Annotated in this window: 11 protein-coding genes; 5 read left to right on the plus strand and 6 right to left on the minus strand. The window is 74.0% G+C overall.

What is annotated here, in order from left to right; all coding sequences use genetic code 11:
- Positions 1–245 precede the first annotated feature (245 nt).
- Both eccCa and ACWGB8_RS09610 read left to right on the plus strand, forming a co-directional pair.
- Positions 246–4,193 (plus strand): type VII secretion protein EccCa, encoded by a 3,948-nt coding sequence (eccCa, locus tag ACWGB8_RS09605; RefSeq protein ID WP_452211910.1) that lies wholly within the window; start codon positions 246–248, stop codon positions 4,191–4,193.
- A gap of 470 nt (positions 4,194–4,663) precedes the next feature.
- Positions 4,664–6,079: an APC family permease gene (locus tag ACWGB8_RS09610; protein WP_452211912.1), complete on the plus strand. Its 1,416-nt coding sequence runs from the start codon at positions 4,664–4,666 to the stop codon at positions 6,077–6,079.
- An 85-nt stretch (positions 6,080–6,164) separates the two neighbouring features.
- On the opposite strand, the gene mycP is transcribed toward ACWGB8_RS09610, so the two are convergent.
- The 4 genes from mycP to ACWGB8_RS09630 form a co-directional block, all read right to left on the minus strand.
- Positions 6,165–7,421 carry a type VII secretion-associated serine protease mycosin gene (gene mycP / locus ACWGB8_RS09615; RefSeq protein WP_452211914.1) on the minus strand — a complete coding sequence of 419 codons (1,257 nt, stop codon included), beginning with the start codon at positions 7,419–7,421 and terminating at the stop codon, positions 6,165–6,167.
- A gap of 116 nt (positions 7,422–7,537) precedes the next feature.
- The gene (locus tag ACWGB8_RS09620) at positions 7,538–7,828 is read right to left on the minus strand and encodes a WXG100 family type VII secretion target (RefSeq protein WP_452211916.1); all 291 of its coding nucleotides are present in this window, start codon (positions 7,826–7,828) and stop codon (positions 7,538–7,540) included.
- Between the two features lie 95 nt (positions 7,829–7,923).
- A complete protein-coding gene (locus ACWGB8_RS09625) occupies positions 7,924–8,217 on the minus strand; it encodes a WXG100 family type VII secretion target (protein WP_452211918.1) in 294 nt (97 codons plus the stop codon).
- Positions 8,218–8,399: 182 nt separating this feature from the next.
- On the minus strand, positions 8,400–10,076 hold the full coding sequence (locus tag ACWGB8_RS09630) for a type VII secretion protein EccB (protein ID WP_452211920.1): 1,677 nt from the start codon (positions 10,074–10,076) through the stop codon (positions 8,400–8,402).
- A 380-nt stretch (positions 10,077–10,456) separates the two neighbouring features.
- Between ACWGB8_RS09630 and eccE the strand changes: the two genes are divergently transcribed.
- From eccE to ACWGB8_RS09645, 3 genes are all read left to right on the plus strand, one after another.
- The gene (gene eccE / locus ACWGB8_RS09635) at positions 10,457–11,659 is read left to right on the plus strand and encodes a type VII secretion protein EccE (RefSeq protein ID WP_452211922.1); all 1,203 of its coding nucleotides are present in this window, start codon (positions 10,457–10,459) and stop codon (positions 11,657–11,659) included.
- Positions 11,659–12,423 carry a hypothetical protein gene (locus ACWGB8_RS09640; RefSeq protein WP_452211924.1) on the plus strand — a complete coding sequence of 255 codons (765 nt, stop codon included), beginning with the start codon at positions 11,659–11,661 and terminating at the stop codon, positions 12,421–12,423. Before eccE ends, ACWGB8_RS09640 begins: the two co-directional genes overlap by 1 nt.
- Positions 12,424–12,562: 139 nt before the next feature.
- Complete coding sequence (locus ACWGB8_RS09645; RefSeq protein ID WP_452211926.1) at positions 12,563–14,920, plus strand: AAA family ATPase; 2,358 nt, start codon at positions 12,563–12,565, stop codon at positions 14,918–14,920.
- 85 nt (positions 14,921–15,005) lie between these two features.
- On the opposite strand, the gene ACWGB8_RS09650 is transcribed toward ACWGB8_RS09645, so the two are convergent.
- The gene (locus ACWGB8_RS09650) at positions 15,006–15,950 is read right to left on the minus strand and encodes a bifunctional riboflavin kinase/FAD synthetase (protein ID WP_452211928.1); all 945 of its coding nucleotides are present in this window, start codon (positions 15,948–15,950) and stop codon (positions 15,006–15,008) included.
- 66 nt (positions 15,951–16,016) lie between these two features.
- On the minus strand, positions 16,017–19,988 hold the full coding sequence (locus ACWGB8_RS09655; protein WP_452211929.1) for a serine protease: 3,972 nt from the start codon (positions 19,986–19,988) through the stop codon (positions 16,017–16,019).
- Positions 19,989–20,182: the final 194 nt, after the last annotated feature.

The following is a 20,182-nucleotide window of genomic DNA, read 5'->3' on the forward strand; positions in this document are numbered from 1 at the left end:
CGTGGGCCCTCCCGCGCGGGACCCTGCGGGGTAGCGCCGGTGAGGGCGCCGGGGGCTGCCAGTAGGATCGGCCCCTGCGCAAGGCGAGGGGGTTGGGGCCGAGTTCCTCCCCGGTGCCTGCGGTCGGCGGAGCGGGGGCGGCGTCACACGGGGCGTCCTCACCCGTACGTATCCAGTTGCGTGAGGGCTGATGCCGTAGTGCTAGCGAACGAGCGAACCGTGCGGGGGCGTTGGGTGGTGGGGGCATGAGCGTGATTACGGTCAAGCGCCCGGCTCGGGCCTATCCGCCGCAGGTGGCCGAGGACCCGGTGGAGCTGGTCCCGCCGCCTGAGCTGCCCAGGGGCGGCGGCGAGGACTGGATGATGAGCGTCCTGCCGATGCTCGGCATGGGCGGATCGGCGGTGTTCTTCTTCTCCCCGGGGTCTCCCCCGCCGATGAAGATCATGGGCGGTCTGATGCTGGTGTCGACGCTCGGTATGGGTCTGGCGCAGATTGTGCGCGCACGGCGTGGCGGTTCGACGGCGGTGGCGGACGAGCGCCGCGACTACCTGAAGTACCTGCAGCAGATGCGGCGCCAGGTGCGGCGGACGGCGGAGCGCCAGCGCGGCGCGCAGCTGTTCCTGAACCCGGAGCCTGACCAGCTGTGGTCGATCGTGGCGGACGGCCGGCGGCTGTGGGAACGGCGGCCGAGCGACAACGACTTCGCCCAGATCCGGGTCGGCCGGGGGCCGGTGCAGCTGTCGACGCCGCTGGTGGCGCCGCAGACCGCGCCGATGGACGAGCTGGAGCCGCTGTCGGCGGCGGCGATGCACACCTTCCTGAAGGCGCACGGGACGCTGCAGGAGCTGCCGTTGGCGGTCTCACTGCGGGCGTTCTACCACATCACGGTGTGCGGGGACCCGGACACCGTGTACGGCAACGTGCGGGCGATGATCGCGCAGTTGACGACGCTGCACTCGCCGGACGACCTGGTGGTGTCGGTGGCCGCGGCGCCCGGTGCGGTGGAGGAGTGGGAGTGGACGAAGTGGCTCCCGCACACCCAGCACCGCAAGGACAGCGACGGTGCGGGTTCGCGTCGGCTGATCGCGACCGGTCTGGGCGAGCTGGAGCACCTGCTGCAGGACGAGCTGGCGGGCCGGCAGCGCTTCGTGCGCGACGCCGCGCCGACGCCGGACCAGCCGCACATCATCGTGGTCATGGACGGCGCCTCGGTGCCGCACGACTCGCTCCTGGCCGGGGCCGAGGGCGTACAGGGCGTGACGATCGTCGAGGTCGTACCGGGTGACCTGGACGAGCCGACCGGGCACCTGATCGTGACGGTGTCGCCGGACGAGCTGGTGCTGCGCTCGGCGTCGGGTGCCACCTACTCGGGCAAGCCGGACACCCTGTCGGCGTGGCAGTCCGAGGCGCTGGCGCGGCAGTTGTCGCCGTACCGGATCTCGGCGGGCGGCGACGACGAACCGCTGCTGTCGAACCTGGACTTCACCGACCTGATGAACTCGGGCGACCCGGGCTCGTTCGACGTGTCGCGCTCCTGGCGCCCGCGGGCGAACCACGAGAAGCTCCGGGTGCCGATCGGCCTGGGCGCCAACGGCGAGCAGGTCTACCTGGACATCAAGGAAGCCGCGCTGGAGGGCATGGGCCCGCACGGCCTGTGCATCGGGGCCACCGGTTCCGGCAAGTCGGAGCTGCTGCGCACGCTGGTGCTGGCGCTGGCGATGACGCACTCGTCGGAGATCCTCAACTTCGTGCTCGCCGACTTCAAGGGTGGTGCGACCTTCGCGGGGATGGCGGACATGCCGCACACCTCCGCGGTCATCACCAACCTGGAGGGCGAGCTCACCCTGGTCGACCGCATGCGCGACGCGATCGAGGGCGAGATGAACCGGCGCCAGGAGCTGCTGCGCTCGGCCGGCAACTACGCCAACCTGAACGAGTACGAGCGGGCCCGGGCGGCCGGTGCGGCGCTGGACCCGCTGCCGTCGCTGGTGCTGATCATCGACGAGTTCTCCGAGCTGCTGACGGCGAAGCCGGACTTCATCGAGATGTTCATCCAGATCGGCCGGATCGGCCGTTCGCTGGGCGTGCACCTGCTGCTGGCCTCGCAGCGCCTGGAGGAGGGCAAGCTGCGCGGCCTGGACACCTACCTGTCGTACCGGATCGGTCTGCGGACCTTCTCGGCGGCGGAGTCGCGGGCGGCCCTGGGCGTGCCGGACGCGTACCACCTGCCGCCGGTGCCCGGTGTCGGCTACCTGAAGTTCGGCACCGACGTGATGGACCGCTTCAAGGCGGCGTACGTGTCGGGTCCGTACCGGGCGCCGGGGCAGCAGCGGGCGGTCGGCGGTCGGACGGTGACGGTGCAGCCGGTGCTGTTCACGGCGGCCGAGGTGCCGGTGCTGGAGCCGGTGGTGCAGGAGGTGGAGCCGGTCGCGGAGGAGTTGGACGACGCGCTGGTGGACACCGTGCTGGACGTGTTCGTGCAGCGGATGGCGGGCCAGGGGCCGGCCGCGCACCAGGTGTGGCTGCCGCCGCTGGACGAGGCGCCGACCGTCGACCAGCTGGTGCCGCCGCTGCAGGCGACGCCGGAGCGCGGTCTCACCTCGCCGGAGTTCGGTGCGCTGGGCCGGCTGGTGGTGCCGGTCGGCATCGTCGACAAGCCGCGCGACCAGCGCCGCGACGTGCTGTACCAGGACTACGCCGGTGCGGCCGGCCACGGTCTGATCGTGGGTGGTCCGCGGTCGGGCAAGTCGACGCTGGTGCGCACCACGGTGGCCGGCTTCGCGGTCACCCACACGCCGCAGGAGACGCAGTTCTACCTGCTGGACTTCGGTGGCGGCGGCTTCCAGGCGCTGCAGGACCTGCCGCACGTCGGCGGGGTGGCGGGCCGGTTGGACGAGGAGAAGGTCCGCCGGATGATCAGCGAGGTGCACGGCGTCCTGAACCGCCGCGAGGAGCTGTTCCGGGCGACGGGCATCGACTCGATCGGCACGTACCGCACGCGCCGGGCCAACGGGCAGCTGCCGGAGGAGCAGTTCGGCGACGTGTTCCTGATCGTCGACGGCTGGCTCACCTTCCGGCAGGAGTTCGAGGCGCTGGAGCCGGTCGTCGCGGACATCGCGCAGCGCGGTCTGGGCTACGGCGTCCACCTGATCGTCACGGCGTCGCGGTACGCCGAGGTGCGTCCGGCGCTGAAGGACCTGCTGCAGAACCGCACCGAGCTGCGGCTCGGCGACTCGATGGAGTCGGAGGTCGACCGCCGGGTCGCGCAGAACGTGCCGCCGGTGCCGGGTCGCGGTCTGACCGCGACGAAGCTGCACTTCCTGGCGGGTCTGCCGCGGCTGGACGGCTCGTCCTCGGTGGAGGACCTGCAGGACGGCGTGGCCGGCCTGGTCGAGGCGGTCAACGCGGCCTGGACGGGCCCGCGGGCGCCGCAGGTCCGGATGCTGCCGTCGGTGCTGGACGGGAATGCGCTGCCGAAGGGCTTCGAGCACCCGGAGCGCGGCGTGGCGTTCGGCGTCGACGAGGTCGAACTGGCCCCGGTCTTCGTCAACTTCGAGACCGACCCGCTGTTCATCGTCTTCGGCGAGAGCGAGTCGGGCAAGTCGGCGCTGCTGCGGATGCTGGTGAAGCAGATCACCGAGCGGTACACGCCGGACCAGGCGGGCATCGTGGTCGGCGACTACCGGCGCTCGCTGCTGGGCGTGGTCCCGCCGGAGTACCTGGTGGAGTACGCGGCGGCGCAGCCGGCGATGACGAACATCGTGGAGATGCTGCGCGGGGCGTGCTCGCGCCGTCTGCCCGGTCCGGACGTGACCGCGGAGCAGCTGCGCAACCGCAGCTGGTACAGCGGCAAGGACATGTTCGTGATCGTGGACGACTACGAGCTGGTCGCGACGGCGTCGGGCAACCCGCTGTCGCCGCTGGCGGAGTTCCTTCCGTTCGCCCGTGACATCGGCCTGCGGCTGATCGTGGCGCGCAGCGCGGGCGGCGCCGGCCGGTCGCTGTACGAGCCGGTGATGCAGCGGATGCGCGAGCTGGGCGGCCAGGGCGTCATCCTCTCGGGCAACAAGGACGAGGGCGCGCTGCTGGGCACGGTCAAGCCGCAGCCGCTGCCGCCGGGCCGCGGTGTGTTCGTGTCGCGCCGGATCGCGACCGGCCAGCTGATGCAGACGGGTTGGCTGCCGTCGGCATAGCCTTCCAAGGCTGGTCACGCACGGTGACGAACGGGGTCGGGTCCTTCGGGCCCGGCCCCGTTCGCGTCCCACGTGCTGAAACGTTACCTAGATCTTTCGGGCGATCGGCTGCGGTTCCCGCACCTGGCGCGACGGCGCAGGGGCGGTTCGGGGGCGCCTCAGCGAGCACCTGCCGCAGGCCCCAGCAGCCTTTGAATGGCTGCTTTCAACAGACTTTTCACCTTTGATTCATGTGCGATGTGGCGAGGATAACAACTCGGGCATCCCCGACAATTACCGTGAGCAATCATCGGATCGCATGCCTATGCGGCAGTTGGCAACGGATTCCGAAGCATTTCGGCCGTTGACGCACGCATTACGGCCACGGTTCCATGGCGGCCCGGGAGCGACAGAACCACAGACCCACGAACAGCCGGTGGAGGCGATACCGCTCCCGACCCCAGGACCGCACAGAGCCGATCGGAAGCCACATGACCGACACGCTTCGCCCGCCACGCGCCGTAGCCCCCGCCGCGGCGGCCGAGGGCAGCACCTCCGACGCCCCCACGCTCAAGCGCTCGATCGGCGTCGTCGGCGGCACCCTGCTCACGCTGTCCTGCGTCACGCCGGCGTCGACGCTCTTCGTGATCGTGCCGGAGCTGTTCTCCTCGATCGGCAGCGCCACCGCGCTGGCCATCGGGATCGGTTCGCTGCTCTGCATCGCCGTCGCGTTCTGCTACTCCGAGCTCGGCACCCTGATCCCCAGCGCCGGCGGCGAGTACGCGATGGTCGGCACCCTGGCGGGCCGGCTCGCCGGCTGGCTGGTCTTCGTACTCTCGCTGATCGTGGTGATGATCGTCCCCTCGGTGATCGCCCTCGGCACCGCCGAGTACCTGGAGCCGGTGCTCCACGTGGACACCGCGATCGCCGGCGCGGCCGTGATGCTCGCCGCCACCCTGGCCGGCCTGCTCGACCTGCGCGCCAACGCCTGGATCACCGGGATCTTCCTGGTTCTTGAGGTCGTGGCGGCCGGCGTCGTCGCCGTCCTCGGCTTCGGCCACGCCAACCCGGACGCGCCGAGCATGCTGCACGGCGTGGTCACCGGGGAGGGCGGCGGCGCCACCACCGTCTCGATCGGCGCGATCGTCGGGGCGCTGGGCATCGCGCTCTTCATCACCCAGGGCTTCTCCACCGCCGTCTACCTCTCCGAGGAGCTGGAGAACCCGCGCCGCAACGTCTCGCGCACCGTGCTGTGGACCCTCGGCATCTCCGCCGCGATCATCCTGATCCCGGTCACCGCGATCACCGTCGGCGCCCCCGACCTCGCCACCCTCGCCTCGGGCGACATCTCCGGCATGGTCGAGGCGTGGAGCAACTCCGCCGTCGCCACCTTCATCAGCCTCTGCGTGGCGCTGGCCATCATCAACGCCGGCATCGTCATGGTCATCCAGAACTCCCGGGTGCTGTTCGCCTCCGCCCGCGACAAGGCGTGGCCCGAGCCGGTCAACCGGGCCTTCTCCACCCTGGGCCGCTTCGGCTCCCCCTGGGTCGCCACGCTCGCCGTCGGCCTGCCGGGCGCCGCGCTCTGCTTCGTCGAGGGCGAGCTGCTGAGCGAGATCACCGGCGTCGCCGTCACCGGGATGTACCTGCTGGTCGCCGTCGCCGCGCTGTTCTCCCGCCGCCGGCACCACAAGGACGCCCCCGCCTGGCGGATGCCGCTCTGGCCGGCCGTCCCGGTCGTGCTGATCGTCGTGCTCGGCTACGTCATCACCCAGCTGGACACCGTCCCGCTGCTGTGGACCGGCGGCATCACCGCCGCCGCGACCCTCTACTGGTTCTGCTACCTCCGCCCCCGCCAGGACACCCGCTGGGTGATCACCCTGCCGGAGGACCAGCAGGACGCCTGACCCCCACCCCACCCCCACAGCGACGTGCCCCGGGCCGACCCACACGGCCCGGGGCACGTCCGCATCCGCGGGCGCCGCGGGGGCGCTACCCGGCGGCGCGGCGGCGGCGCAGGTCGCGCAGCACGACGGTGCCGCCGACCAGCAGCGCGACGGCCAGCGCCGCGAGGCCCAGGACGTAGGTGGCGGTGCGCTGGTCGCGGTCCGCCTGGGTCTCCTCCAGCCCGAGCGGCCGGGGCACGACGTGGGCCCCGGCCAGCTGCACCGGCGCGTCCGGAGCGGCGGTGGAGGGCGGGGAGGCGGGCGCGTTGGTGACGGCCTTCAGCGGGTCGACGACGCCCCAGCCGATCCAGATGTTCCTGTCGCGCTGGGTGCGCTGGGCGGTCTGCTCGATCCGGGCCCGCAGCTGGGCGGGCGTCCAGTCCTTGTGCGCGGAGAGCAGCACCGCCGCCAGGCCGGCCACGTACGGGGCGGCGAAGCTGGTGCCGTTGTCGACGCACTGGCCGCTGCGCGGGACGGTCGACAGCATGTCGACCCCGGGCGCGGCGACGTCGACGAAGTCCCCGTACTGCGAGAACACCGCCCGCTCGTTGTTCCGGTCGGAGGCGCCGACGGCGAGCACGGTCTCGTACGCGGCCGGGTAGGTGTTGCCCTCCTTGCCGTCGTTGCCGGTCGAGGCGACGATCAGGACGCCCTTGGCCTCGGCGAGGTCGACCGCGGCCTTGAGCTGGTCGGCGCCGTCGAAGTTGGGGCCGCCCGCACCGCGGACGTCCTGCGAGATGTTGATGATCTTCGCACCGCGGGCGATCGACTCACGGATCGCCTCGGCGAGGGTCCGCACGTCGCCGTTGCCCTCCGCGTCGTTCTGCCGGATCGCCAGGATCTGGGCCTTCGGGGCGAGCCCGACGAAACCGGTGGCGTCGGTACGGGAGGCCGCGATGATGCCGGCGACCTTGGTGCCGTGGCCGACCGGGTCGACCTTGCTGCCGCCCTCGACCGGCTTCTTGTCCTTGTCCTTCAGCAGCGAGGGGCCCTCGATCACCTTGCTCGCCAGCTGCGGGTTGGTGTCGTCCACACCGGTGTCGATGACCGCGACGACGACCCCCTCACCGGTGGCCGCGCCGTCCTGCCAGAACTGGTCGAGCAGGACGCGCTGCAGCGCCCACGGGACGGCCTTCACGTTCGGTGCGTTGGCCGGGCAGTCGCCGGAGGCGGCTATCCCGAGCGGCGACCAGCGGACGCCGTCCGCACCCGCGTCCGCGTACGCCGGCCCTGCGCCGAACCCGCCGAGGACCGCCAGCGCGGCCGCGGCCGCCGCCGACCGCCGGAACCTGCGTCCGGACACCCTGCCACCCCTCATGTTCCACCCCGTGATCGCGCGCGAGGGCGGGTGCCCGTCGAACCGGACACCCGCCCCTTACTGCGTGGTTGAGCCCACCCCTTGCGGGGCTCGGCTCGGGATCAGCCCCAGAGACCCTTGTTGGCGTTCTCGGTGGTCTGGTAGCTCTCGGCCGCCTTGTCCAGCGTGGTGCCGATGGTCTGCAGCACCTGCTGCAGGTCGGCCGCGCTGGTGTCCCACTTCTGCTGCTGGGCCTGGTAGCCCTGCTGGGCGGCGCCCTCCCAGCTGGCGGCGATCTTCTTCACACCGGACTTGAGCTCCTCCAGCTGCTGGTTGATGCGCTGGGCGGTGCTGCGGACCTCGCTGCCCGCGGAGCGGACGGTTTCGAAGTTGACGAGAATGTGGTCGGACACGATGTCTCCCTGTCGAGGTTGCGGAGCGCCCCTCTGCGGGACCCCCCGGTGGACGACGCGGCTGCGTCAGGGCCGTGCGGCTGGAGTCAGCCTGCTCAGCTCTTGAACGCGGCCTGCTGCTCGGCCTCGGTCGCGGAGTACTGCTTGGTGGTGAGCTCGATCGCTTCCTTGATCGAGGTCAGCGCCTGGTTGAGCTTCGCGGCGTCCTCGTTGAAGCGGGTCTGCAGCGCCTTGTACGCGGTCGCAGCCTGGCCCTGCCATCCTCCGGCGATCGAACCGACCAGGGTGTCGAGCTTCCTGATCTCGCCCTGGATCTGCTGAATCACCTCGCCCATGTGCTTGGCGAAAGCGTTCATCTCCTCAGCGGTCGTCTTGAACTGACCAGCCATGATCTACCGTCCCCCATGAAGACAGACATCTGATCCGGAAAGCCACACACTGCGCCCCCGGTTCAACGCCACGGTGTGACGTCGTGCAGCACTGTAGTCGGCACACACAGCTCGACAAACACCGGGAGGGCGGTAGTTACCAGACCATGACACTGTGCCCAATTCCTGCACCCAACTGAACGTCAGGCGTCCTGCTGCTGAGCGGCGTTCTTGGTGTTGAGCGCCGGACCGTTGGGGATCAGGTTCGACCACTCCTTGGGCACCGGCACCGGCTTGACCTCGCGGTAGCCGAGGCGCGCCTGAGCGCCCCCCTGCTCCTCCTGCTCCGGCGGACCCGCCGGGGCGGTCGGCTGCGCGGACGGCGTCGCCGGGGCACCGCTCGCCCCCGGCTGGCCCGGCTTCGCGGTCGGGGCCGCGCCCTTGCCGCCGTCGCTGTTGGCGGGCACCGAGTAGCGCAGACCGGTCTCGGTCACCAGGTAGTCCATGCCCGAACCGTCCGGACCGCCGTCCAGCGCCCGGTAGAGCAGGCCGTGACCGGGGGTCACGTGCGCCGAACCCGAGCTGCTGTTGAAGCGGGCCGGGTACTCCGTACCCGCCCAGACGCTGCGCTTGGGCGTACGGCCGTCCGCGCCGACCCCGTCGAAGGTGCTGCACACCACCAGGCGGGCGTCCTTGGGCGCCTTCCAGTTGTTGGCCTGAACGCCCGACTTGGCCGGCCAGTCCGGCGCCACCGAGGGCAGCTTGCCGTCGTTCGGGACGCCCGCGCCGAAGCTCGCGTGGTCGGCCGAGGTCAGCTCGGCCGGATCCTTCTTGCCCTTGTACAGCTCGACCAGCTTCGGGTTCTGGAGAAACAGCTCGGCCTGGAAGGCGGTCAGCGCGAACAGCTGGTCCTTGCCCACCACGTAGTGCTTGTCGCCGTACTTGACCACCCGGCCGACCCGGCGGTCCTCCGCCTTCTGCAGCGCCACCGTGGAGTTGGCCTGCTTCGCGCCGACGTCCATCCCCGGCAGCTCCGGGAAGGTCACCGGCGTGCCCGTCGCCAGCGTGTCCAGCCACTCCTTCTTCACCGGCTGCGGCTCCGCGTTCGGCCCGAACACCGCGGTCTGCAGCGCGCGCCGCTCCGTGGCGTCGGACTTCTCGGTGCCGATCAGGTGCTTGCGGCCCTGCGCGTCGACCAGGTACAGGTTCGGCTGCTTCGGCGCCGCCCCCTGACCCGCCGTCGGCTGGGTGCTGACCTGCTGGTCGTCGACCTGCTGCACCAGCAGCGCCTGGTCGATGTCCAGCATCCGGTCCTTGGCCTCCAACGCGGCGGCCTCCTTGCCGCCGGTCAGGAACACCGCCTGGTTGACCGTGCCCTGCTTGGCGTCCGAACCCGGGCGGTCGCACACCGACCACTTCATCGCCTTGCTGACGTTGGCCCGGCTCGGCAGCTTGTCCGGCGCGTACGGGATACCGATCGTCGGCCCGTGGTTGGGGTAGGCGTCCAGCACGGTGTCGGCGACCACCACGACCTTGGCGTCGACCGGCAGCACCAGGCGCGCCGAGGCCATGTTCAGCACCTGGTGCAGGCGCTTGGTCTTGCCGTCCGGATCGACCAGCACCACGTAGCGGGTGGTCGACTTCTTGCCCTGGACGATGTTCTTGCCGTTGTCCCAATTCACCGGCGCGCTCGGCTTGAACACACCCCACACACCGAATCCGCCCACCACCAGCGCGGCCACGATCACGCTCGGCAGGACCGCCTTCAGCGGGCGCGGCGCATCCTCGTCGCTGCCGCCCCCGCTGGGCAGCAGGAAGGCCCCCACGGTGCGCTTGCGCGCGAAGGTGTAGGCGTTCAGCTCGTCCCGGCGTGATGCCATGCTCGTCGTCTCCCCTGTCCGACCGACTGTTACCGGCCTGCCCCGTGGTCCGCACCCGCCGGGCGAGCGAGACCTCGAACCCTCTACGATGCGGCAGCAGACGGTGAGTACGGTACGGGTACTGTTCGCCGACCGCCCAACCGGGCCGCGACAACCGATCAGAGAGGGTCACTCGGGGGATGCCAAGCCAGACCGCTCCAGGGCGACGCAGCACGTCGCAGGGCCGGGGTGCACGCCGCGCCGACCGGCGCGCGCCACGCAACCGGGACGCTGCCGCCACGCCCGGAACCGCACCGGCCGGCGCCCCCGGCGCGCCCGTCCCGGTACGCGTCCACCCGCGCCCAGGCCTCCTCGGCAGCCGGCTGAGGCTCCAGCAACTCGTGCTGGTCGAGGTCGCGGTGGCGCTCGTCGCGGTCGGCTGGACGATCAGCAAGCCGGTCGCCGGCGCGTTCGGCGCGGTGGGCCTGGTGCTCGTCGCGCTCGCCGCCGTCCCGCTGCGCGGACGCACCGTCCCCGAGGCGCTCAAGGTGCGCGCGGCGCTGAAGGCCCGCCAGAAGAAGGCCCGCAGCAACGTGCCGCCGGCCGGCACCGACCCGGCCCTCGCACCCGCGCTGGAACTCGAACCCGCGCTGCGCACCTGCACCCACGCCACCGAGACGGACATCGGCGGACGCCCGATGCGCCGCGAGACCGGCATGGTCGGCGACGGCACCTTCCTCAGCTCCGTCCTGCTCGTCCAGGCCAAGGACCAGCCGCTGCGCCCGGCGCGCACCGCGCTGCCGCTGCCGCTGGACGTCATCTGCTCGGCCCTGCGGGTCGACGACATCACCCTGGAATCCGTCCAGTTGGTGCAGCACACCCAGCCGGCGCCGGCCCCGCACCTGCCCGAGCAGTCGCTCGCCGCGCGGGCCTACCAGCAGCTGCCGGACGGCACCGCCACCCCGGGCCTGCGGCTCACCTGGGTCGCGCTCAAGCTCGACCCGGAGCGCGCCGCCTCCGCCGTCCGCGCCCGCGGCGGCGGCGAGGAGGGCGCCCGCAAGGCCCTGCAGCGGGTCACCGACCAGCTCGCCGGACGCCTCAACGGCGCCGGCTTCACCGCGACCGTCCTCGACGAGCGCGAGCTGATCGCCGCCCTCGCCATCTCCACCTGCGCCAACCCGCTGGCCGTGGCCGGCCGCCAGGGCTCCGGCGGCGGCAGCGGCGGCGGACGCCGCACCCAGGAGAGCAACCGCTTCTGGCGGATCGACGACCGCTGGCACAGCACGTACTGGATCGCCAAGTGGCCGCAGCTCAGCCGGCCCGGCGGCACCCCCGGCCGGATCTCGGCACCCGAGCTGGTCAATCTGGTCACCGGCACGCCCGCCCTGGCCAGCACCTTCAGCCTCACCGCCACCCACGGCACCGGCGACTCGGTCGCCGTCAGCGGCCACGTCCGGGTGACCGGCCGCAGCGAGAGCGAGGTCGCCCAGGTCGGCCGCCTGGTGGAGTCCCGCGCGCAGAGCGTCGGACTCGGCCTGTCCCGGCTCGACCTGGAGCAGGCGCCCGGCCTGCTCGCCACCCTGCCGCTCGGAGGGGCATCCTGATGGCGTACCAGACCTTCTCCGCCGCCCCGCAGCCCGCCGCCGAACAGGCGCGCAGCCGGCCGCGGATCCTCCCCGGCTTCGGACTGCGCGGCCCGCGCCGCGAGAAGCACGTGCTCACCACCGAGGACCTCTCGGCGCTCTCCTTCCCGGTCGGCGACGACGGCGTGGTGATCGGCGAGGACCCGCAGAAGCAGCCCGCCGTCCTCGGTCTGTTCCGCCCCAGCGCCTACGACCTGGTGCTGGTGGGCGGCGTCTGGACGGCGCAGATCATCGCGCTGCGGGCCGCCGCCACCGGCGCCCGGATCTCCGTGGAGACCGCCCGCCCCCAGCTGTGGTCCGCGATGGCCCAGGCCGCCGGCGGCGGACAGCCGTGCGTGACCGTCCACCAGGTCGGCCGGCTCGGCCCGCAGGGCGCCTCGGTCACCTCGCCGGTGCTGGTGGTGCGCGACCTCGGCGTCCGCCCCCCGCGCAGCCGGCTCTCCGCCGCCCCCTGGCAGACCACGCTCACCCTGCTGCCCTACCTCGGCCCGAACGCGGCCCGGGTGCTGAACGCCGCCGACCTCGTCGGGGTGCAGCGGGTCTCCCCGCAGGAGGCCGAGCTGATCGGCCGGGTGCTCTCGCTCGGCGACCAGGACATCACCTCGCTGCCCGCCCTGGGCGACGACATCACGCTGTGGACCACCCGGATGCGCCGCCAGTACGTGCGCACCGTCGCCGGCCAGGCCGAACAGCAGGTGCTCGGCGGACCGCGCCGCATGGACTGACGCCCGCCGGGCATGCCGTGGGCGAAGGAGTTGCCGGGGGCGGGGAAGACTCCGCCTTCAACGGGAGGCGGCGGACGCCCTAGGCTTTGGTGCGGCAACGGCACCGCGGACAGCGGCTGCGTACACGAGGGAGCCCAAGGTGAGCAGCGATCGGGACGGCGTCTACGTCGGCGACAACGCGGCGGAGGACGACGACGACTGGTCCGACGCGCCCGACTACACTCCCCCGTCCTGGTACGTCCAGAGCGATCCGGCGGCGGGTGCGCAGGGGGCCGGCGCGCAGGCGCCCGCCCCGGTCGCCCCTGCCCCGGTGACGCCGGCGCCCGTTCCGACGCCCGCTCCGGTGCCCGGGCCCGGACCGGCGCAAGCTCCCGGCCCGGCCGCGGCCGAGGTCCCGCCGGTGGCCCCCGTGCCGGTGGCCCCCGTGCCCGTCGCGCCAATTCCGGCCGAGGCCCAGGCCGCACCCGCTCCGGTCGCGGCACCGGGCCCGGCCCCGGTTCCGGTGCCGACGCCCGCCGAGGCGGCGGTGCCCGCCTTCGAGCAGCCCGTTCCGGTGCCGGGGCCGCCGACCGAACCGGAGCCGGCCCCGTTCGCTCCGGCGCCCGGGCCCGCGCCGGTGCCCGCTCCCGAGCAGCTCCAGCCGCAGCACCAGGCCGTCCCTCCGCAGGCCGTACCTCCGCAGTCCGCGCAGCCGTGGCCGCCGGCGGACCAGGGCGGGTTCCCGCCGAACGCGGCCGTGCCGCCCGGTCCGGCCCAGCCGCTGCCGTACACCGACCCGCAGCAGGCCGCCGCCGCACAGGCCGCGCACGCCCAGCAGGCCCCGCAGCCCTTCCCGCCGCAGGCCCAGCCGCCCTTCGCGGCGCAGGAGCAGGCGCCCTTCGCACCGCAGGAGCAGCACGCAGCGGACCCGCAGGCCGCGGCCTGGGCCGCCCAGCAGGCAGCCGCGGCACAGGCGCAGGCCCAGGCCGCCCAGGCCCAGGCAGCGCAGGCGGCCCAGGCGCAGGCCGCGCAAGCCCAGGCGGCGCAAGCGCAGGCCCAGGCGCAGGCGCAGGCCGCCCAGCCCCAGCAACCGCCCGTCGACCCGCGGCAGAACGGCTGGCCGAACCCGTACCAGCAGACCCCTCAGCCCGGCCCACAGCCGCACACCGCCCAGCCGCAGCAGCCCGGTCCGGTCGCACAGCCGTGGCAGCAGCAGGCGGGGGTGCCGCAGGCGCCGCCCGCGTTCCAGCAGTCCGCGCCGCCGCAGCAAATGGCCCACGGCGCACCGCTCGGCTACACCGCCGCCGTCGAGCTGTCCTCGGACCGGCTGCTGCGCAACCAGCCGAAGCAGCAGCGCCAGCAGCCCCGCTTCCAGTTCGGCGGCAAGGCCGCGGCGGCCGAGCGCGTCCGGAAGCTGGAGGTCATCCGGACGCCGGTGCTGAGCTGCTACCGGATCGCGGTGATCAGCCTCAAGGGCGGCGTCGGCAAGACCACGACCACCACCGCGCTCGGCGCGACCCTGGCCAGCGAGCGCCAGGACAAGGTGATCGCGATCGACGCCAACCCGGACGCCGGAACGCTCGGCCGCCGGGTGAAGCGCCAGACCGGCGCCACCATCCGCGACCTGGTGACGGCCATCCCGCACCTGCGCAGCTACATGGACATCCGTCAGTTCACCTCGCAGGACCTGCACTCGGGCCTGGAGATCCTGGCGAACGACGTCGACCCGGCCGTGTCGACCACCTTCAACGACTCGGACTACCGCCAGGTCATCGACGTGCTCGGCCGGCAGTACCCGATCATCCTGACCGACTCCGGCACCGGGCTGCTCTACAGCGCGATGCGCGGGGTGCTGGACCTCGCCGACCAGCTGATCATCGTCTCCACGCCCAGCGTGGACGGTGCCTCCAGCGCCTCCACCACCCTGGACTGGCTCTCCGCGCACGGCTACGCCGACCTGGTGCAGCGCTCCATCACGGTGGTCTCCGGGGTCCGCGAGACCAGCAAGATGATCAAGGTCGAGGACATCGTCGCGCACTTCCAGACCCGCTGCCGCGGCGTGGTCGTGGTGCCCTTCGACGAGAGTCTGGCGGCCGGCGCCGAGGTCAACCTCGACATGATGCGGCCCAAGGTCCGCGAGGCGTACTTCGACCTGGCCACCCTGGTCGGCGAGGACATCATCCGCGCCCACCAGGCCGCCCAGCAGGCCGGCTGGCAGCAGCAGGGCGGCGCGCCGTACCAGCAGGGCCAGCCGCAGCCGTACGCCGACCCGCAGCAGCCCGGCTACCCGCAGCAGGCGCAGCAGCCGTACCCGCAGCAGGGCGGGTACGGCTACCCGGGGGCGCAGCCCGCACCGGGCGCGCCGTGGTCCGCGCAGCCGGGGCAGGCGCCGCCGCCCCCGGCGGGCTACGGCTACCCGCAGCCGGGCGCCCAGCAGCTCCCGCAGGACTGGGTGCAGCAGCCCCCGCAGCAGGGCGGGTACGGCTACCCGCCGCCGGCCCCGCCGCAGCAGCAGTAGGGCACGGAACGACGAAAGAAAAGGGCCCGCCGACCGGTCTCCGGTCGGCGGGCCCTCGCTGCTCCCACGGCGGGATCCGGGCGGATCAGCCCGTCTCGGTCAGCTCACGGGCCTGCTTCACGTCGTCGGCCATCCGGTCGAGCAACGCCTCGATGGAGTCGAACTTCTCCATGCCCCGCAGGTAGACGAGGAACTCGACGGCCACGTGCAGCCCGTACAGGTCGAGGCCGACCCGGTCGATCGCGTACGCCTCGACGGTGCGGGCCGTGCCGTCGAAGGTGGGGTTGGTGCCGACCGAGATGGCGGCGGGCATCCGCTCGCCCTGCGCGGTCAGCCAGCCGGCGTAGACCCCGTCGGCCGGGATCGCACTGTGCGGCACGGTCGCCACGTTGGCGGTGGGGTACCCGAGTTCACGGCCGCGCTGGGCGCCGCGCACCACGGTGCCCTCGACCCGGTGCGGACGGCCCAGCACCTCGCCGGCGCCGGCCATGTCGCCGGCCGCGACCAGCCGCCGGGTGAGGGTGGAGGAGAACGGCTCGCCGTCGCCCGCCGCACCGCGCACCTGGAGGTCGAGCACCTCGACCTCGAAGTCCGCCGCCCGGCCCAGCTCCGCCAGCAACTGCACGTTGCCGGCCGCCCGGTGCCCGAAGCGGAAGTTCGGGCCCTCGATGACCAGCCGCGCGTGCAGCGCGTCCACCAGCACCTGCCGGACGAAGTCCTCCGGCGACTCCTGCGAGAACGCGGTGGTGAACGGCAGCACCAGCACCGCGTCCACGCCGAGCGCCTCGATCAGCTCCGCACGGCGCGGCTGCGCGGCCAGCAGCGGCGGATGGCTGCCGGGGCGGACGACCTCGCTCGGGTGCGGGTCGAAGGTGACGACGACGCTGCGCGCGCCGAGCTCCCGGGCGCGCTCGACCACCCGGTTGATGATCAACTGGTGTCCGCGGTGCACACCGTCGAACGAGCCGATGGTGACGACGCTGCGTCCCCAGTCACCGGGGATCTCCTCCAGGCCACGCCAGCGCTGCACCCTGACCGCTCCTTGTTCCGTACGGCGCGTACCTTCTGTACGCTCAAACGCTCAAAACCCGAACCCCTATAGCGTGCCATGCGCCCGGCTCTGCTTCGGCACCGGAAGGCGGGTTGGGCGCGGGCCCTCGGATCCGGTGCCGCCCGCGGCCGTACGGACGGGTCCGCGGACGGCCTCGGCGGCAGCCTCCCGGGGCGTCCGGCCGTCCCGCAACAGGGCCCGCATCCGGTCGAGCAGCGGGCCGCTCGGACGCGCCGGGCCCGCCCCGTACGGCGGTCCGTCCGGCCAGTCGGCGAGCAGCCTCGCGAACGGCGCCGAGCGGGCCGCGCACTGCACCAGCGGTCCGTCCGCACCCGGGAGTCCTGCCGCCACCCGGGCCACCAGCGCCCGCACCCGGGCCGGTTCGCCGCCCGCCCCCGCCTCCGCCACCCGTTCCAGGACGGCCGTCAGCACCAACGGATCCGTCTCCGCCGCCAGCAGGGTGCCCAGCAGCTCCCGGCGCAGGACGGTGGTCCCTGCGGTCGGACCGGGCCCGGTCAGCTCCGCGGCGAACGCCCGGCGAACCGCGGTGCTGCGGGCGGCCAGCACGGCACCGAGCAACAGCCGCAGTTCCAACCGGACGGCCGGACCCGGTTCGGCGTCCCGGTCCAGCCGGGCACCCAGGTAGTCGGCCGCGATCGGGTCGGCCAGATCAGGGCGCTCGCGCAACAGCCGACCCACCAGCTCGGCACTGCGGCGGGCGGCGAGCGGATCCCGGACACCGGCGAGCACCCGCAGCACCCCGCCGACGGCTCCCGGATCGGGCAGCCGTACCGTGAACGCCGCCAGCACCGGCTCCGGGTCCGTCTCCAGCGCCGGGGCCAGGACGGGAGCGGTGAGGAAGGCGTCCCCGCCCCGGGCGTACAGCTCCAGGGCGGCCGACAGGTACGCCGCCCGGTCGGGCCCCCGATCGGGCCCCACCCGTATCAGCACCGCCAGGGCGGCGCCGTGCAGGCCGGGCTCGTCCTCCCGGGCCAGCAGGGCCTGCGCGGCGAAGCACAGCAGCTCCCGGCCGGGGCCCCGGGCGTGCGGAGCGGCCCGCAGGGCGTGGACGGCGGCGGCCACGTGCCGTTCGGGGCGCGGATCATGGCTCCAGCGGTCCACCGCCCGACAGACCGCGGACGGCTCGTCGGCGGCGAGCCGGGCGAGCAGCGCGTCGGCGCCGGGGTGGGCGGCCCCCGCCAGGGCCTCCGTCAGATCGTCCAGCGCCAGGCTGCGGTGGGCGTACAGCAGCACGTGGGCGAGGTCGGCGACCGTACGGGGGGCGGGGTCCGAGGGGTGTGCGGAGTCCGCAGGCTGTTCGGGGGCACCGTGCAGGAGGGGCCGCGGGTCGGCGAACCAGGTGCAGAGCAGGGGCAGGACGGCCGCCGGGTGAGCCCGCAGCCTCCCGGCCACCGCGGTGAGGAAGGGCTGTCCGGGACCGTCTGCGGGCACCAGGCGGCGCAGCAGGTCCAGTTCGAGCGGCAGCGGCAGCCCGAGTCCGGTCCAGAATTCCGGCCCGAAGCGTCCGAGTCCGGCCACCGGCAGCCGGTCGAACCCGCCTGCCGTGCGCGCCCGTTCGCCGATCTGTTCGGACAACTGCTCAAGCAGCAACCGGTGTTCGGCCGGATCCGGGCTCGCGGCCAGCGTGGCGGTGAGCAACCGGCCTGCCCACCAGGCAGGTTCGCTGCCGGGCGGACGCAGTTCCAGGGCCCGGTGGAGCCGGTGCAGCCAGGGGTCCAACGCCCGGGCGCCACCGGCGCCATCCATGTCGGCGGGTCGGCGCAGTGCCGCCGACACCGGCCCGACACGGTGCCGCGGCACGGCCCGGTCGGCGTCCGACGGCAGGGTGTCGGCCTCCTCGCCGAGCAACAGCCGCAGTGCGGCGTCCAGGTCCAGGTGCAGGCCCTGCAGCCAGTCGCCGAACTCGCCGTGCGCCGGCCGGTAGCCCGTTCCCGCCGGGACGAACAGGCCCTCCGCCAGCACCGCCGCCGCCCAGCCGTCGGCCACCGGGAACAGGTCCTCGAACGCGCGCCTCCCGAGGGCGCCGCCGTGCCCCGCGCCGAGCATCCGCCGGGCCGCCTCGTGCACCCGCCCGGCCACCGCCGCCGCCAGCCGCCGGATCCTCCCGGGGACCGGGCCCGCCGGGCGGACCGTTCCGCGGCGGTGCGCCCCGGGGCGGCGCGGGTGCTCCGCGACGACCATCCGCTCGGCGATCCGCAGGCAGCACAGGTCCAGGTAGGCCGAGAACAGGTCACTGCGGCGTGCCGGGGCGCCGCCGAGGCCCTCGGCCGCCAGTTCGCCCGCCAGCCGCAGGGCCAGCGGGTGCCGGGCATCGGGCGCCGAGGGTGGGCCCGCGGGCGCGCCGTAGCGGCGGCGGACCCGTTCGGCGGCCTCGGCGGGCAGCGGCCCGAGGTGGTGCACCGCGACCACCGGGCCGCCGCCCCGGTCGGCCGTCAGCCGCTCTCCGGCCTCGGGTCCGCAGGCCGTCAGCAACCGTGCCCCGCAGGAGTCCAGCCATGCGGCGGCGGCCGACAGCCAGTCGGGGCCGAGCGGAGCGGGTGCCTCCTCGGGGCCGTCCAGGATCACCAGCAGCGGGCGGTTCGCCGCCGCGCAGATCCTGGCTGCGGTGGCGGGGTCGGGCGGCTCGGTGCCCGCTGCGGCGCCGGCCGCGGTGAGGGCCCGTCCGAGGGCCTCCGAGAGCGGACGGACCGGCGTGGGTGGCTCGGACGTGGTGCCGCCGGGGCCGTCCGGGGCTGCGCCGGCCACCGCGCGCAGGTCGGCCCCGCGCAGCCAGAGGGTCGGCAGCGGCCGGGGGCCGCTCGCCCGCCGGACGGCGAGGGCGGCCAGTTCGGTGGAGCGCCCGCTGCCCGGTTCACCGACCAGCACCGTAACGGCAGCCCGCCGCCCCGAACCGGCGCCACCACCGCCATCGCCGCCACCACCGCCGCCACCGCCGCCACCCGACCCTTCCCCGCCGCCCCCTCCTGCGCCCCCGCCCCCTTCGTACCCGCCCGCGCCTCCGCCCCCTCCTGCGTCCGCGCTCCCACCCCCGGCCCGCTCGGGGATCCCCTCGAACAGCGCGTCGGGCAGTCCGTCCGGCCGGTCGACCCGGTCCGCGGCCAGCCCCGCGACCCGTCCCGGCCCCGCATGGGCCGCCGTCAGCTGGACGGCCGTCAGCCGCAGGACCCCGGCGAGGTTGAGCGCGGGCCCGTACGCCGGGACGGTCGCCGCGTTGCGGGCCAGCGCCTCCGCCAGTGCCTCGGCGAGCGCCCCTCCCCGCTCCCCCGGGCCCTGCGCCTCCCCCCGCCCGTCCGCTGCGCCCGGCCCGTCCGCTTCCCCCGACCCGTCCGCGGCGCCCCGCCCGTCCACGGCACCCCGGACGCCCTCGCCGTCCGACCCGTCCGCAGCGCCCGGCCCGCCGCAGCCCACCAGCGGAACGGCCGGGAAGTCGCCGCCCTGCCGGGGGCTGCGCACGGCGGGCACCGCGACCGCCACCACCGCACCGCTGCGGAGGTCCACCAGCGGCGCACCGGGCACGGCGCCCACCCCGGCCGACCCCGGCGGCAGGTCCACCAGCAGCACGCCGTCCAGGAGGTGGAAGCGCCCGTCCCAGGCGTACCCGCCGGTGGTGGCGGCGTGGACGGTACCGGGCAGCACCAGGGGGCGGCCGTCCTCCCCCACCGCGCCCGCGACCAGCAGGTCCGGGTACTCCCGGCCGAGCGCCGCGACCGGCAGCGGCGGCACCGGCAGCCCGCCGACGCCCGCCGTGCGCAGCAGCGCGAGGCCGTGTTCGGGGAGCGGCCGGATGCTCTCGGGGCCCAAGACCCGGGTCTGTCCGCCGGGGGTGTGCAGCAGCAGCCGGTCGAGTCCGGCGACGGTCTCGTGCGCGGTGAGGACGGTGCCCTGCGGGTCGGTGGCGAAGCCGAGGCCGCGCGGCTCGCCGTCGGGGTCGTGAATCCGCAGCAGGTACCGCCCCGGATCGTTCGCCACGCCGTCGCCGTCCCGGCCATCCGGCATTCGTCCCGCCCTCCCCGCCGGGCCGCCCGGCCCGCGAGGGGGGCGCGCCGCGGCCACCTGTCCGCCGCCCCGGAGCCTGCCCGCAGCCGCCGCGCCCCGACCCGGCTCGCTCCGCTCACCACCGCCGTTCACCTCGTGCGCTCCCCCGTGAGGGTGAGCTGCGCCATTGACCGTCCACGCACGACCGGGTGAGT

The organism is Kitasatospora sp. NPDC054939 (genome assembly GCF_053610105.1).